The following is a 15,895-nucleotide window of genomic DNA, read 5'->3' as shown; positions in this document are numbered from 1 at the left end:
ACTGACCGTCTCCGGGACGAAAGGCCTACGCTTCGCGGACCAAAGAAATGGCATATGAAACTATTCTTCAATGTCGAAACACCAGAACAGAAGGTTAAGCGCCGGGTTAGACGTGTAGATCCTGTAGATCAACTGACGACTCGACTGGTCATTGCTCTGTGTATCTTCACCGTGTTTGCAGTTATCTGGGGAATTCTCTTCGACACAGGTCGCATGGCCGGGCCTGTAAGTTTGGGCACCATTTCGCTGCCGCTTGCCATCGCGTGACTTACGTTCCGCCATTCCGCCTGAAAGCAGATGTTCTTTGTGTGAACGGCTGACGCCGAATCACAGCTGACCAGTGGCTGGAATGGAACTGGCACCGTGCTGAACAAGCGTATCGCTGGCCTCGTGTTCGAGGTCGTAGTGGTGCAATGAGCGCACATTGTGGGCCTGCGCCACAATGTGCGGGGCATTCTGAGCAATTCTGGGCGGTAGCTTTCTGTCCCGCATTTGACGGGACTAAAGTCCATTGTGCATTTCACGATCGGGCAAATACCCCACTTGACGGCTATATTCCGTTAGTCCCTCAAACATTTTCGAGGGTTCATATTTATTGAGGGGTCGATTCGTGGTTACTGCACTACTGGCGGGGTCCGATCGCGGGCGGCGGCGTAAGAGTAAGCAGGAGGTGAAGCCGAATCAGCGCCTCGACATTCAGGGCCTGCGCATGGTCGCGGTCATGCTGGTCGTGCTGTCGCATCTTTTCGACTGGCCTCGTGGTGGCTTCATCGGTGTCGACGTCTTCTTTGTGATCTCAGGATTCTTAATCACCGGATCGCTGATGCACACCGTGGCGAAGACGGGCAGCATCTCGTTCTCAAGCTTCTATCGTCGCAGGGTCCGGCGCATTCTGCCCGCAGCCACACTCGTCTTGGTCGCGACTGTCGCGGCCTCGTATTTCATCTACGGCGCGGCGCGCTTCAAGTCGACGGTATGGGACAGTGTCGCGGCATTCTTCTTCGTGTCGAACTGGCGCTACGGAATCGAGGGCACCGACTACTTCACCGCGTCGGGCCCGGTCTCTCCGCTACAGCACTACTGGTCACTGAGCGTGGAGGAGCAGTTCTACTTCGTGTGGCCGGCAGTCATCTTCGTGATCGCGGCCATGGCAGCACGTATGGCGTGGACAGGTCGGGCCCGGATTGCGCTCGCGGGCGGCGTCATGGGCGTAGTGGTTATGGCCTCGTTCATCTATTCGCTTCTCGACACCGCGAGCAATCCGACGTGGGCTTACTTCTCGACTCTCACTCGCGTATGGGAGCTGGGCGTCGGCGCACTACTGGCGATCACCATTACCTACTTCGATCACATCCCCGATCGGTTCCGGCCATTCATTGCATGGACTGGACTGATCATGATCACCGTGGGCGCCTTCGCAATCACTGAGGGTGGGGGCGGATTCCCGGCACCGTGGGCCGCGGTACCAGTACTGGGCGCGGCGCTGATAATTTGCGCCGGAGTCGGTGGCGAGCAGAAGTATTTGCAGGTGCTGACGAATCGGGTAAGTACTTACATCGGAGATATTTCGTATTCGCTGTACCTCTGGCATTGGCCCATCATCATCTTGCTCGCCGCCGTGATGGACAGTGGCATCTATTACTACATTGCGGCTCTTTTTCTCATGTTCGGATTCTCAATTGCCGCTTACCATTTCTTCGAGAACCCGATCCGCGCATCGAAGTGGCTTGAGACTGGGGCAGAACGTAAGGAACGCAGCTTCCTGGACGTATCTCGTTGGCGTTTGCCGGCATTGAAGATGAGCGAACTCAACCAAACCATTGGCATCGGCGCGGTGGCACTCATTACCGCAGGGTTCGCCGCGTACGCGCTTCAGCCCGCGACGCCGCCGACGGCTCCGCCCACCCGTACTGTCGCGCAAGCGGAGACGGTCTCGGGCACCCCCGAAGCTGACCTCGCTGCCCAGATCAGCGCGGCTGTCGACGCGACGGAATGGCCCGAACTCGTCCCGTCTATGGACGATGCGATCCAAGGCAAGCAGGCGCCGGCAGACGTGCTCCCCTGCGGCGCGGTCAAGCGCCTGCCCGCATCCTCATGCACCTGGGGCAACCCAAATGCCGAGAAGAACATCATTCTTATCGGCGACTCGGTTGCTATGACCTATGTCGAGCCGCTGCGGAAATTCGCGGTCAACAGCAACGGAGAATGGAACATCCGCGCCGAAGCGATGTTCGGATGCCGGTTCGTCGACATCACGTTCCGTGACGACAACGCGTTCAACGAGTCATGCCCTGGTCGCAAAGCGGACGCGATAGCCGCCGTCAACGAAGTCCGGCCGGAGGTTGTCATCATCGCGAATGGATACGGCAACACAGATTCCGCCGAGTGGGAGGCCGGGATCACCCGGCTCACCTCCCAGTTCGCGGCGAACGCCGGGAAGATTGTGTTCCTCTCTGCGCCGCCGAACGGAAAGAAGCCAGCGGACTGCTACAACCGATCGAGCACACCCGCCGACTGCCTCAATCAGGTATCCGAGATGTGGACCGAGCGAGCCGCAGTCGAGCAGCGGATCGCCCAGTCCATCGGCGCAACGTTCATTGATTCACGCGGCTGGTTTTGCACTGCGGACAACTTCTGCCCGAGCTTCGTTGGCGTCACCCCGGTGAGGCTGGATGCCACGCACATGACACCGGAGTACGCGACTCTCATGTCTCCAGCGTTCGCCGCGACACTCAAGTCCGCCGGTATTGCCTAGCCGCAAACCCGCTACTGGGATCCAGCCGGTGTTGCCGGTGCTGCAGGTTCTAACCGCCGGCGAACTCCACCAAAGCCCCCCGTATCGCCGAGATGTACCGATACCGCATGCGCAATGCGCCGATCGACGAGGGATGCTGGCTATCATCCGACACCAGGAGATCCCGGTTCCGTCTCCTCTCAGATTGCTCTCAGTAAGCGAGACTGTGCCGGATGCAGTTGCGTTCGCAGAGAGGGTCGCGGCGCCAGCGCTGGTAAACCCTGTGATCGGTGCGCCTGCGGGGATGCCTGTGCCGACTACCGGTGAGGCGACATCTTTCGCCAGGAAACTGTTCGCTCCAGCGCTTCCCGGCGCTGTGATGTTCGGCGATCCGCTAGTGGTGGTCACCGTGGTCACCGTGGTCACCGTGCGTGAACGTTCGTAACCGGTTCCGGTCAGCCACGACACCGGAATCCAGTTGGGTGGGTCGAACGCAGCTGGAGCCGACGCGATCGCGACTCGCGCAATCTGTACCGATCCGCGTGCGAGCGCCCGATCCCCTGCCGCGTTCGTGTCTCCGGTCGTGTACGTAGGCAATGGATCAACCGTTCCGGTCGGGTCGATCAATGCGATGACGTTCTTCGCGGAGGCCGTCGCGGTCCTGAGCGCGCGCAACACTTTCGCGATCGGCGCGCCGGTCTCACCATTGGACCCGCGAGGTCCGGGGCCGATGGCGATCGCCGGGTTTGAGGGAAAGCTGCGGCGTGGGCGGCGTACAACTCCACGGCTGCCGCAGCAATGGCCACCTCCGCCTCAGTCGAGTCATTGCCGGAGCCTTCAAAGATCGACAGGTCGAACTTGATACCCGACGCGATCGCCGCATTGAGCTGCGTGGTGAAGTTGCCGTTTCCGGCGTCAGTGATGTACCCGGCACCGGACCGGGCAAAGTTGTAGAACTCGATGTCGAGATCGTGCGCGAGCCCCCAAACCCACGAGTCGAGAAGTCGCGCCACCGAACCGGAGTTGTCCGAGAACGAGGTCCCGATCACCAGAGCTTTGAGGCGCTTGCGCATCGGTGCGGTGATGGTCGCAGTCTTCGTGATGTCGAGCCACCGGAAACCGCACCGGGCGAACTCCACTCGCCACACGTGCGGCCTTTCCAGCATCCGTGGGAGTGACGTGCGTCCAGAAGACCTGTTCATTACCCAGTGCTCCGTCGGATGTGACCACCGTGGGAGCCTGACCATTCATCACGCCACCCACATACTGATCATCACAGATAATCCGCATCATCGGCGCTGCCGCAAGGGCTCGTGCTGCGATCTGAAACGGCTGGTGGTGACAAACTCGATGGCGTACCCGGCGCGCACATCGTCCGCGGTGGACGCTCCGATCGAGTTGCGTACATAGGCGCTGTCGAGGTTTCCGGAGGTCAGTAGCGGGACGCAATGCAGCAAATCCATGGGGCCACGGAGGACGCCGTAACGCAATCCGTCCTGGATCGGCCACGTCGAGACGGTGCCCGAGTAGTTCTTCCACGTGATCGCCGGCGGTGTCGGGTAGAGATCGCTCACGGTCTTCGGTCGGCGATTGGTGAGCGCCCGGAACATCTCGCGCTGCGTGGCATTAGTGCTTGCCGCTTCAGTCTTGTCGAGCTTCGACGTGGCCACCGAACCCGGGGCATAACTGCCATACAGAACAGCTTTCGCGGCGGTACTGAGGATGACCAGCATGGCCCAACGTCGTCCTTGGACGACAACCCAACCGCCGAAGCGACTGCGCCTTTGGCCTCATCACGCGAGGCTGCGAGCGTTCAGACAACAGGCTATCCATGCCCACTTCTCAAGAGTGCTCGGGCCCGAAATCGCAGCGATCTGGTGCAGCATTGTGACCACTGGCCCGCGCAGACTTGTGGAAGTTTCGGCCTGCCCTATCTCGGGTGCTGTCCGCGCTTTTCGCTCAAAGAGCGCCTGAGCCGCATCTCTACTTCAGCAAGTGTGAAGCTGAATCGAAAATGTGGGTGCCTCGTAGACATTGCGTGCATCGAAACTTTCCTCCCTGATATCACGGGACCAAATACCGTTGCTTCTGCCCAACGCATGTCACACTTGCGGGTATGTGGTGGATTACCGAAATTGTCGCCGGATGGATCACAACAGGCGCGTTACTAGCGGTATGGCTAGGCCGTGCCATCAATCACGCCGAGTTCGCAGACCACAACGGCCTCGCGGTGAGTGACTCTGATCAGCGCAGTTAGGCGCAATAGCTGCACCGGCGATGTGCCGCGCAACCTGGCCTAGCATATTAAACAGTGAGTTCGTCCTTGCTAGGCACTGCGTGGTTGGGCGGGCGGGCGAAGGTGGATTGCGTCACTTCAATCGGGATCATGATGCATGTTGTCGCGGGCGGTACGCCATGCAGTGTAATGAGTCCGCTATGGCTGCAAGGTAACTGAGGATGGTACTGAACGCGAGGCGGCGGATCCGGGCGCCGCAAGGCAATGCAACGGTTATCGGCTATCTGGAAACTGATTGAGCCACAGGCCTTTCGCGCGTGCATCGTAAGTCACTACTTGGACACTTGTACGAGTGTTCGCGTCCGAGACTATCGAATTCGTTAACTCGGACAAGGTGTAGGGGTGGAATTGTCACTGACTTCGCGGCGGTTGAAGTCTCGAAGGTGAAGAGTGCCTTGCCTCTGCGAAGTGTGGCCACTTCGCTTGCCCTTGGACCGCGAGTTAGTCGAATAGTGCGGTGCCCGAACATTTTTAGTGAATTCTGACATCTGGGCGGTCGTGTAACGCGAAGAAGGCGCGCGATTGCGAGACTGGTGCGTTGTGCCGTGCGCTCGAATCGGAACTGACGCATATACGAGGTGTAGGCAAGCACTTGATAGTTATCTTGGACTGCAAGTCGCGGTCATGAATTCGGGGCGGAGGTGTGCTCGGGCCAAGGTAGCGATTGTAGGGTCTGGTGCCAGTCGGGATTGGCGTCGCGGGATTGCGAAAAGATAGCAAGAACGCAATTCCTGTGCAGCGTCAGTGAACTCGCTGTAAATCTACGTGCCGTACAGGTTGCTGAGACGTTTGGCATATCCCTTCGTGACCTAGCGCCTAGTCGGCGCAGTTAGGTAAATCTCATTGTCCGGGATAATTAGCCACCGTACTAATCGGCGGTTATGGTCTGTTTGTTGAAATTAATCCGATCACGTGATCGTTGGGTGGGACGGTCGTAACTCTTCTGCCTTGAAGCATCGTTCATGTTTCGTGAGATCGATCCCGAGGAGAGTTGTAGATGGTCCCCAGTTTCACCGGGCTGCGTCGCAATCTGATGATGACGACGGCGGTTGCTATCTGCATGGTCTTTGCGTCCAACACAATTGCGGTGGCGCAGGTGGTCGACAAGGCTACTGAAACCAATGTCGCCGCTGATGCCAACGTCGGCGCGATCTCTCTCAAGGAACTCGGCCGGGGAACTGATGTGGTGTTCTCAGCAAATGATGAGCCGCTGACTGTTTCACTACCGGTACCTGACGGACTCACTGCAACTGCTCTGATCGGGACAGTCACGGCACCTATCGATTTCAGCCGAGGGTGGATCGAAGTGAGTGCTGATGGCCGCCCAGTCTCGCGGGTGGAATTTGATGCTGCTCAAGTTGGCCAAGGACTGCCGATTTCGATACCGCTTGCCGGTCTGACGGTTATCGATCGGAGCATCGCCGTTTCGATGATCGGGCACCTCGTTCCCGTTGATGATCGTTGCTACGACAGAAGCAACTACCAACCACTCGCGTTGCGAAACACTTCGATCGTGTACGACGGCACCGAAGCGCAGCCGTCGACTGTCTCGAACTACTTTCCGCCGATTCTGCGTAAAGCCACGATCTATCTCGCGAACAGTACGTCACAGGCACAACAGACCGCCGCACTGCTTCTCAGCACATCGATAGTGAATCGCTATGGCAGTCAACCAGACGCAGTGGTTCTCGCCGAGCTACCGGCCGGGCAGTCGCTCCCAGACAGCGTTCCCGGTCTGTTCGAGCGGAACATTCTGGTTGGTGCCGAGGGTGAGGGCGGAATCGACCTCGTCGCCGGACCCAGTGGATATCCTGTCCTGCGTTTGGCCGGTGACGACAGATCTCTTGTCCCACAGGTTAATCTGCTCGCGGCAAACTTCAATGGTTTCTGGGCCGCAAGCCAGGCACTGACGGCATCGGCGAAGGCTGTCGCGGAAATCTCTCGCGACGTTGTTCCTGTCGGCGACTTACGACTCGGTTCTTTGACGTCGTCAGGGCTCGAGCACGTCCAGGTTGAGGTGCCGTTCACCCAGTCCCAATTGGGCCGAGCAATGAAAAACGTAACCGTGCGCATGATCGGTACCTATGTTCCGATGCCGAGTACACGAAGCGCTCAGTTGTCGTTCAGCGTGGGGGATCAGCGTCTCGACAGTCGGGCAGTGGATAACAGTGGTCGCTTCGACATCGAATTCACGATCCCTGACGAGTTGGTGACGCGGGAGATGAACGTGACGGCAGCGCTGGATGTTTCTGGGGATTTTCAATGTGGGAGCAGCAACGGATCGACGCTGACGATTGATCCGGAAAGCACGATCAGCTCAAACGTCGCTGAACCGGCAAATCCCGGGGGCTTCCAGTCATTGCCACAGTCGATGCTGCCGATTGTAGAAGTGGGGACCACGCGCGGAGATTTTGCCGATACTGTTCGGGCGCAGCGTGTTCTGGTTCAGATGCAGCGGCTGAGCTACTTGCCGTTGCAGCCGCGAGTTCAGTCGTTTGTCGATGCGGCTTCCAGTCCGTTGCCGGCGGTGCTGGTCGCTGCAGACGGAAAGCTTCCGGATGGCGTGGATCTCGACCTGCCGATGGAAACCGCCGATCAAGGCTTGCTGCGGTTGCGCGGTCTTCAGTTCAACGCGCCATACGGCAGCATGCAGGTTGCTGTGGTTCCCAACCACGAAATCGTTGTTGTTACCTCTAACGGTGACGCAGCCGATGTCGACAACATGCTGAACTGGCTGGAAGGTGATCCGGCACGGTTCGGAAGGCTGGCTGGTGATGTCCTTGTTGCTCCTCGCGATGTCGATCCTTTCGACATCAGCGTCAATCTTGCACCGGTAAGTGGGGCGAAAACCAGCGACGACGATAGCGGCATCAGCTCCACCACAATCGGTTTGATCGCAGCAGGCACCGCAGCACTGGTAGTTATTTCTGTGGGTGGCGTGCTGTTCTTCAGGCGCCGTTCACAATGATTGTCGCCGCACCGGCAGAGTCACGAACGTTGGACTCTGCCGGTCCCATTGAGGAAGAACGTCAACGACTGCCCTGGGGGGTCTACACCGCGGTGGCCGTGGTGTACATCGTCCTTGGCGTGTGGCTGAACGCGGAGATCAAATTCATCTTCACCGATGCAATGAGTCGGGTTGCTGCAGTATCTGCAATGTTGTGGAGTCGCGATCCGCACTTTGCAGCAATCGGATTCGTCTTCACTCCATTAACCGCAGTTGCACAGATTCCGCTGGGTCTGTTGGGGAACTGGTTTCCGGAGTTGTTGCGCTGGAACATCACTGCATCTGTGACGTCGGCGCTTTTCATGGCCGGAGCGGTCATGCAGATTCGAGGTATTGCACGTGATCGTGGGTGCGCTCGATGGGTGACGATCGTGGTCACTGTGTTGTTTGCTCTCAATCCCATGATTCTCATGTACGCGGCCAACGGCATGAGTGAGGCGCTGTATCTCTTCTTCGTCATCTGGGCTGTTCGCCGCCTCATCAGATGGATGCGCAACGACGACGCGCATGAGCTGATCGCCGCCGGTTTGGCGCTCGCACTGGCCTATCTGACCCGGTACGACGCCCTTGCACCTATGTTCGTTGCGGTGGTGCTCGTGTTCGTGGTCAGTTGGTTGAGATTTCCGAAGACTGACACCGACGACAAGTTTCATCGGTCGTGGGCAGCTGCGATTGACGCGACCGTTGTGTTGCTTCCGGGGCTCATCGCATTTCTTGCCTGGTCTGCCTCTAGCTGGTTGATCACAGGGCAAGCGTTTCAACAGTTTTCGTCGGTGTACGGCAACAGTGCGATTATCGAGCAGGCCGGTGGTGCTGCCGATGCACCGCTAAGTCGGCTGGCTTTCTCGCTCACGGAGATAGCGGTACTCGGTCCGGCGTTCCCGGTGTTAGCCGCCGCGGCAATTGTCTTGGCGTGGCGGCGGCGCGATCCCGAAGTAATCGTTCCGATTGTGCTGTTCGGCTCAGTGCTCGGCGCCCAAACCCTGCTCTACATGATGGGCTCGACGTTTCCGTTTCTGCGTTTCTATCTTGCTGTCGTCCCGCTGTGTTTTGTGTTGGCAGTATTGATCTCACCGCGCGAGCGGCCCGTTGTGTCGCGTAGGCCTGGGCGCGCGGCCAGTGCCGAGTTGGTCCGGGATCAGCCGAAGTACTCCGGTCCGTCGATCATGCTCGTTGTTGCGCTGGTACTACTGCTCGGGTCAACTGCGGTCACCTTTGTCGCAATGGGAAGTCCGCGACTGGCGTCCTTGGAACACTCGCTTGCGAGTGTGGTCATTCCAGGGCGCCAGGATGCCGCCGAACAGGCGATTCTGCGGACCTTCGGAGCAGAACGCAGGATAGCCGACTATCTCGACGACCTCGATCTGCCTGATGGATCGGTGCTGACCGATACGGTCTTGGCCTTCGGTGTCATCACTGCGTCTGATAATCCGAAACAGTTTGTGATTACCTCCGACACCGATTTTGTGAAGATATTGAACAACCCGTCGGAGTCCGGAGTTGAGTACATATTGACCGTTCCCAACGAGGAGCGCGGAGTGGCTGACGCCATTAATCGACGGTATCCGACCATGTACGAAACAGGCTCCGGTGGAATTGGTGCGTTGGTCATCGAAGTGGAGAACGACGGGGGAACGGTACCGCCAAACTGGCGGCTGTATCGGCTGACGGGCAATAAGCAAGAGGGAGGCTAAAACTCCGGATTTATGGGACACTTTGGACGCGGGGGGATGCTGCGTTCGAGCGATGGGTAAACATGTCTCCGAGAGTGAAAAAAATGAAACCTCCAACGTCTGTCTGGCGTCGAGTGGCCGCAGTTCTTGTCAGTGCCGCTACTGTTCTCACCGTGAGTGGCGTGGCCGCACGCACGGTGGATGCGGCCCCGCAACCGGGAGCCCGCGTCACCGCCACCGTCGATGGATTGAAACTCGACGGACAAGATTGGTTTCCAACAGGTTTCAATGCCTATCAGCTCGCCACCGATTGGGGGGTGAACTGGGGTTGCGGTGCGATGGTCGATCTCGACGACTATTTTGGATCGTTGCCGGCAAAGTCTCTGACGCGTTTCAATCTGTTTCAGGCCTTGGCGATCAACAAATTCACGGGTGAGCTGGATTTTGGACCTATGGACGCGGTATTCGCTGCAGCCGAGGACCACAACCAGATGATTCTGCCCGTCCTCTCGCCGCAGGACGGAGCCTGCGAGAACGAAACTTTCAAGGAACGTAGCTGGTACGTCGATGGTTGGAAAGACTTCGACGCCAATGCTGCGAAGTCGCTGATCAGCTTTCAAGACTGGATGCATATAGCAGTCGCGAGGTGGAAAGACTCTCCGTCGCTGGCGGCTTGGGAATTGGTGGGAGAACCTGAACCGAGCCTATGCACCGACACGGCGTGCAATTGGTGGACCAGGACGTGCCCGTCCGACACAGCGCAGATTCTGCGCTCGTTCTACGACGCGGCTGGTGCAGAAGTGCGGGCGCTCGATCCCAAGACCTTGATTACGGCTGGTCTTCTCGGCGGCGGCCAATGTGGCACCGGCGGTGACGATTACCAGTACGTCAGCGAGTCGCCCTACGTCGACGTTGTTCAGTACCACGATTACGGCGCTGATGGTGTTGCTCTTCCCGGTGACCAGTGGAATGGACTGGCGCGTCGCATTACCCAGGCCACTGCGGCCGGAAAGCCGCTGTTGGTGGCCGAAATCGGTGAATTGGCCGGTAGCTGTGAGCCTCTCGCAACTCGGGCGACACACATCGGCGACAAGATTGCGGGTCAGAAGACAGCCGGCACCGCCGGGGCGTTGCTGTGGGCCTTTGTGCCTGATCCTCGTCCGACGGAATGCACCATGGATATCGGTTACGACGACCCGCTATATGGAGTTGTCGCGGCTGAAGCCGAATGGGGCTGAGAAGCTCCGAATTCTAATAGTGCCCCTGGGACTAAGGTCCCAGGGGCACTAGTTCTTTCGGCGGCTTTTTGGGGAATTGTGTAGCTTCCTTCATGAAGCGGAGCCGGTGTAATGTATTGCAAAACTGACGTATGTTTCGCAGTAGTTGCAACGTGCAGCTCAGAATCCGATAGGCACTCATCGAAGAGATCCGCGCGGCATCAGTGGCGTGTAGATGAAACATCAGCGGCGTGTAGATGAATGAGTCTGCATCAGGAAAGGTAAATGATGACTACAGTGCGATCATCCTCGATCAAGACTGCGGTGGTGCCGGCAGCTGGGCTTGGCACTCGTTTCTTGCCGGCAACCAAAACGGTTCCCAAAGAGCTTCTGCCGGTGGTAGATACACCGGGGATTGAATTGGTCGCCAGTGAGGCTGCTGCTGCGGGAGTGGAACGTTTGGTTATCGTCACGGCGCCCGGAAAAGCGGGTGTCATGGCGCATTTCCTGGAAGATGTTGTGCTCGAAAACAGATTGCAGGATGCGGGAAAACATCATCTCCTGGAGCGGGTCCGAAAGGCGCCGGGGTTGATCTCGGTGGAACCTGTTGTTCAGGAGTCTCCTCTCGGTTTGGGGCACGCCGTCGGCCTGGCGGAATCGGTTCTCGGCCCCGACGAGGACGCCATCGCGGTTCTGCTTCCGGACGATCTAGTGCATCCCGGTGGGGTGCTCGAGGCCATGTCGAGGGTCAGGGAGGAGCGCGGAGGATCTGTTCTCTGCGCATTTGACGTGCCGCGACATGAAGTCAGTGCATACGGAATTTTTGACGTGGAGCCAGACTCCGACAACCCTGACGTTCTCAAGGTCGTTGGCATGGTGGAGAAGCCGGATACGCACAGTGCGCCCTCAACTTTAGCTGCTGTTGGCCGGTATCTATTGGATCGCAAGATCTTTGACGCCCTGCGCTCCATCAAACCGGGTAAGGGCGGTGAGTTGCAGTTGACCGACGCGATTGCCTTGATGATCAGTGAGGGGCATCCCGTCCACGTTGTGGTGCACCGGGGATCGCGTCATGATCTCGGAAACCCGGGTGGATTCCTACGAGCCTCACTTGACCATGCACTGGGACGTAAAGAGTACGGACCGGAATTGCGAATCTGGCTGGAGGAGCGTCTTCGCCAACCGGACCCGCAACTTACCTACTGAGATAAACAACTCCGCCCGGGACATCGTCCCGGGCGGAGTTGTCTGTGTGTGTGGTCGGAAGAATCAGTTGCTCAGACCATGAAACGTTTTCTCCCAGTAGGACGGGTTCATAATCAATTGGTAGGTGCCCTTGATCGCTGCGATGCTCATCAGCACCCAATACAGTGGCGCGGTCAGGCACGCAATCAACAGGGCGGCATTCCGCGTCTCGCGGCACGCAACAAGATTCATGTACATCACGGCGGCGTTTCCAAAGACGAGCGACGCGAGGGCCGGGAAGTACACGTAGCTGGGGAAAATCTGTTGGATTATCGCGGGTTGGCCGAGTATCCAGCCCAGGCTCAGAAGCCAGAAGATCGTGTTCAGTGCGGCAACCACCGGCGTTCCCGCCATCAGGATGGTAAATCGCAAGAACCCGACGGTCCCAATCCCGCGCCACAGCTTCACCGGCTGGCGCATGTGAACCAGCCAAGTCTGCAAGTAACCCTTGTACCAACGGGATCGCTGACGGATCCAGTTGATGGTGTCGCTGTTCGCCTCTTCAAGCGTTGTCGAGTTGAGGACGGCGGTGCGGTAGCCGCTTTCAGCGATCCGCACACCGAGATCGGCGTCCTCTGTGACGTTGAATGGATCCCAGGCGCCAATGTCGTCAAGCACGCTGCGTCGCAAATGATTTGATGTCCCACCCAGGGGAATGGGGGAGTTGCTTCGCATGAGGCCGGGCAAGATGAAGTTGAACCACAGGGCGTAGTCAGCGGTGAACCATGCCGTCAGCAGATTTTGTGTGCCGTTGTGAAAGGCAAGTTTCGCCTGGACACATGCGGTATTTGCCGGCAACTGAGCGAAAGTTGCTACTACTCGGCGCAATTGAAGTGGATCGGGCGAGTCCTCGGCGTCGTAGATCGTGATGATCTCACCCGTAGAAAAGTGAAGTCCGTAGTTGCAGGCCTTCGGCTTGGTGCGTGGATCTGCCGCCGGGACTTTCAAGATGCTGACAACCTTGTCGACGCCGGCCAATTCGGCGGCTTCGATGGTGATGATGTCGTCTTCCTCGAGAAGGAGGAGAACTTGGAGTTTTTCCTTCGGGTAGTCGATTGCCCGCATTGCTGCGATCAGATCGCCCACAACCTCTGGCTCGTTGTAAGCGGGCACCAGGATCGTATACAGCGGCAGTTCGTCATCGGTAAGGGCAAGTGCCACCTCATCACTGATGGTCATGATGGCCGACGCATCCAGGCCTCGCATGAAGAGAATGAGCCGATCAACCATCGTCCAGACATATCCGAGCGTGCACAGCAGAGTGAGTGTGATCAGAGTGGGAGTGAGGAAAAAGACCAGGCACAAGATTGCGACCGCGAGAAGCGCGAACAGGACATTGCGCTGCCAGGGGTAGAACGCCACCGAGGCGGAGGAAATCGGCTTGCGCTCACGCAGACCATTCACTGCGTCATGGAGGGCAGCAGCTTTGAATGCATCGGAGGCTTTGTCGCCGTGCACCAGCAGATCGGTGTTCACCATTTTTGAGCCTCCACGATGAGTCGTCCCAATGCCTTGAGCATCCCGAGGTCTTTGTACTGTGATTCGTTGTCCTCGGTTGAGCTCTTCCCTCGCAAGAGCAGAGCGAGACTATTTCCGCCATTCGAGGCCATCGACGGACTGGGCTCCGGGAAATAGGCGTCCGGTTCGTGGTTGTCGACGGTGATGAGACTGACGCGTTGTGCGGCACCGTCGCCACGGGTCCAGATGAAGTTGAGATTGCTCCAGGTGAGAAGGAGAGCATCGTCGACGATGGTGTACATCTCGGCCACGACACCGCGCGTGAGTTCGACCTGCACAGTGGGGCTGACACGCGCGTTCTGCAACTCGTACGTTGCACTGCTCGGGTAAACAGAGAGAGTCGCTGCACGACGGACCTGCAGAACATCCATTTGTACAGTGCGCTGGCGCATGAGAGCGTCCCACGCGGGATTTGGCGTATCGGCGCGAATTGTCTGTCGCGTCAGCGTGGATGTAGACCCGAAGTACCGCTGCGGCCAATCGAACTCTTCGGTGGAGATTTGACTCCACCCCGCCGGTACCACCAATCGAGGATCCGCAGTGGCCGGTGGGCCTTGGGAAATCGGAATATCGTCGGCATTGGGGAGCGGTGTGAGGGCGATCAGTATTGCAACGCCGAACACGAAGAGGATGGTCCAGTCGCTGGTTTTGGTTGACGGCTTGCGGAGCGGACGATCGAAAGGTTTAAGCGCCGTGCCGCGGCGTTGATACAGATAGAAGATAGCGCCGACCAGCAGCGCAGTTCCGACTGCGGGAAATAGTTGAACCAGAAATAGCGGAACCGTCGGAAACTGGTTCGACAGGTAGTACACCAAGGCAGTGCCGAGGGCGATGGAGATCAAGAAGGCAACCAAACCTCGTCGCCAGTTTCGACTGACGGCAATGGTGGTGGCCGTGGAGGCGACAACAACCATGATGACGCTGTAGTCGAACCGAGTACCGCCCAATTCGATTGCCAACGTTCGGTAGAAAAGCGGGCTCAAAACCATGGGCGTCAGCCAGATCAACCAGTACCGATTGACGGGGCGAAGTCCGAACATGAGAACTGCTGCGCCCCAGACAAAGACCCAAGCCGCCAACGCATCGATGTGCATCAGCTCGTAGTTGTCCCCGAATCGCGGCATCAGCAGCGCCTGCATACCCAGCGCGACGAGTAAGCCGATGCCGCCAACGATCTTGTCCGTTTCCCGATCATGGATCGGGAGTTCGGGACCCCGCCTGAGGTCTGTGCCGACAGCTGCAACAACACACAGCAGTGGCAGTACAAATACGAACCCAATCGCGGTGCCATCGACTGTGCTGCGCCACAGGTTGTTCCACGTTGGCCAGAACGCAAATATTGTGGCTGCTGCGATCATCAACCAACGGACCGTGAGCCGCGGAACAATTCCCGACTCAGCGCGGATAGTGCTGATCTTCAAGGTGTGAGTCCCATTCGAGCGTGACTGGTCAACGAACCGGATTGCGGACCTCGTTGGGGAGTCTTCGGGTGTATGTCCGAATTTTGACCTTACGCGATTTTGTGGGACGCACGAATTGGACGACATGCGTTTCACTGGTCGATTGCTATCCCATCAAGTTTGTACGCGTTGTAGTTCGCGCCTCCAAGATCGAGCGCGGAACGCCTATCTCGGCCGCGTATTTCACTCTTATCAATTGCATGCACCATTAGGGACGTAAGTCCCTAATGGTGGTTACTTTCGGTCAGTATTGTAGATTCCGTGAGGTGCGGTCTCGAATGAGCAATGCTACGAGATTTACGAGCGGACGAATCTCGAAGTAACCCCTACTTTGCGTCGCAGATAGACGGCGATTTGTCCGATTTCTCGGCTTGGTGAGGCATGGGCGTGACCGACGGTAACGGGCTGCCACATCGACTTGCATTCGTTGCTGTTTCACATCCTGAGATTTAACGCTCCTGTGAGCAAAATAATATAGACGGTAAGTGGACAATCGTCCAGCAGGAATCCTCGGTGTTGCACGGTTTGGGCTTTCGCGGTACCGGTTCATTCGCTTCTGGATAGCCGTAGTTATCGCCCGCGAATGGTCAAAAACCGAAACGGGACAAAGGTCGCAAACTTCTCGGGTGATTTGGTCTGTATCCCGTTCGTAAAGTCGCAATTACAGTTGATTCGACGGAAAAGGCTTTGATCTGCACATATCTCCCCGGTTTACGTGGCTGGCAACTGATCGGCGCACTGTTGC

General features: G+C 57.9%; 11 protein-coding genes. 7 read left to right on the top strand and 4 right to left on the bottom strand.

Features of this window, described 5'->3' with window-relative positions; all coding sequences use genetic code 11:
- Positions 1-54: 54 nt before the first annotated feature.
- The 3 genes from EEB13_RS07390 (at position 55) to EEB13_RS31420 (ending at position 3,179) form a co-directional block, all read left to right on the top strand.
- The gene (locus EEB13_RS07390; RefSeq protein WP_141484941.1) at positions 55-267 is read left to right on the top strand and encodes a hypothetical protein; all 213 of its coding nucleotides are present in this window, start codon (positions 55-57) and stop codon (positions 265-267) included.
- A 343-nt stretch (positions 268-610) separates the two neighbouring features.
- On the top strand, positions 611-2,755 hold the full coding sequence (locus tag EEB13_RS07385) for an acyltransferase family protein (RefSeq protein WP_141484940.1): 2,145 nt from the start codon (positions 611-613) through the stop codon (positions 2,753-2,755).
- Positions 2,756-3,038: 283 nt separating this feature from the next.
- Positions 3,039-3,179, top strand: coding sequence for a hypothetical protein (locus EEB13_RS31420; RefSeq protein WP_187328508.1), 141 nt, complete (start codon positions 3,039-3,041; stop codon positions 3,177-3,179).
- A 178-nt stretch (positions 3,180-3,357) separates the two neighbouring features.
- On the opposite strand, the gene EEB13_RS07380 is transcribed toward EEB13_RS31420, so the two are convergent.
- Together EEB13_RS07380 and EEB13_RS07375 are read right to left on the bottom strand one after the other, a co-directional pair.
- Entirely contained in the window at positions 3,358-3,936 is a 579-nt protein-coding gene (locus EEB13_RS07380) for an SGNH/GDSL hydrolase family protein (protein ID WP_141484939.1), read from the bottom strand.
- Positions 3,937-4,023: 87 nt separating this feature from the next.
- Complete coding sequence (locus tag EEB13_RS07375; protein WP_141484938.1) at positions 4,024-4,467, bottom strand: hypothetical protein; 444 nt, start codon at positions 4,465-4,467, stop codon at positions 4,024-4,026.
- 1,560 nt (positions 4,468-6,027) lie between these two features.
- Between EEB13_RS07375 and EEB13_RS07370 the strand changes: the two genes are divergently transcribed.
- The 4 genes from EEB13_RS07370 to EEB13_RS07355 all read left to right on the top strand — a co-directional run bounded on the left by EEB13_RS07370 (position 6,028) and on the right by EEB13_RS07355 (position 12,133).
- Positions 6,028-7,998, top strand: a complete 1,971-nt coding sequence (locus EEB13_RS07370; protein ID WP_141484937.1) for a hypothetical protein — start codon at positions 6,028-6,030, stop codon at positions 7,996-7,998.
- Positions 7,995-9,731 carry a phospholipid carrier-dependent glycosyltransferase gene (locus EEB13_RS07365; RefSeq protein WP_141484936.1) on the top strand — a complete coding sequence of 579 codons (1,737 nt, stop codon included), beginning with the start codon at positions 7,995-7,997 and terminating at the stop codon, positions 9,729-9,731. The genes EEB13_RS07370 and EEB13_RS07365 overlap by 4 nt, the downstream gene beginning before the upstream one ends.
- Before the next feature lie 83 nt (positions 9,732-9,814).
- Positions 9,815-10,948: a cellulase family glycosylhydrolase gene (locus tag EEB13_RS07360; RefSeq protein WP_261984461.1), complete on the top strand. Its 1,134-nt coding sequence runs from the start codon at positions 9,815-9,817 to the stop codon at positions 10,946-10,948.
- A gap of 267 nt (positions 10,949-11,215) precedes the next feature.
- Positions 11,216-12,133, top strand: coding sequence for a UTP--glucose-1-phosphate uridylyltransferase (locus EEB13_RS07355; protein WP_141485557.1), 918 nt, complete (start codon positions 11,216-11,218; stop codon positions 12,131-12,133).
- 63 nt (positions 12,134-12,196) lie between these two features.
- On the opposite strand, the gene EEB13_RS07350 is transcribed toward EEB13_RS07355, so the two are convergent.
- Entirely contained in the window at positions 12,197-13,651 is a 1,455-nt protein-coding gene (locus tag EEB13_RS07350) for a glycosyltransferase (RefSeq protein WP_141484934.1), read from the bottom strand.
- Entirely contained in the window at positions 13,645-15,111 is a 1,467-nt protein-coding gene (locus tag EEB13_RS07345) for a hypothetical protein (RefSeq protein WP_141484933.1), read from the bottom strand. The genes EEB13_RS07350 and EEB13_RS07345 overlap by 7 nt, the downstream gene beginning before the upstream one ends.
- Between the last annotated feature and the right edge of the window lie 784 nt (positions 15,112-15,895).

Source organism: Rhodococcus sp. WS3 (assembly GCF_003797085.1).
Taxonomy (GTDB): Bacteria; Actinomycetota; Actinomycetes; order Mycobacteriales; family Mycobacteriaceae; genus Rhodococcus_F; species Rhodococcus_F globerula.
This window is presented reverse-complemented; position numbering and strand designations above follow the sequence as displayed.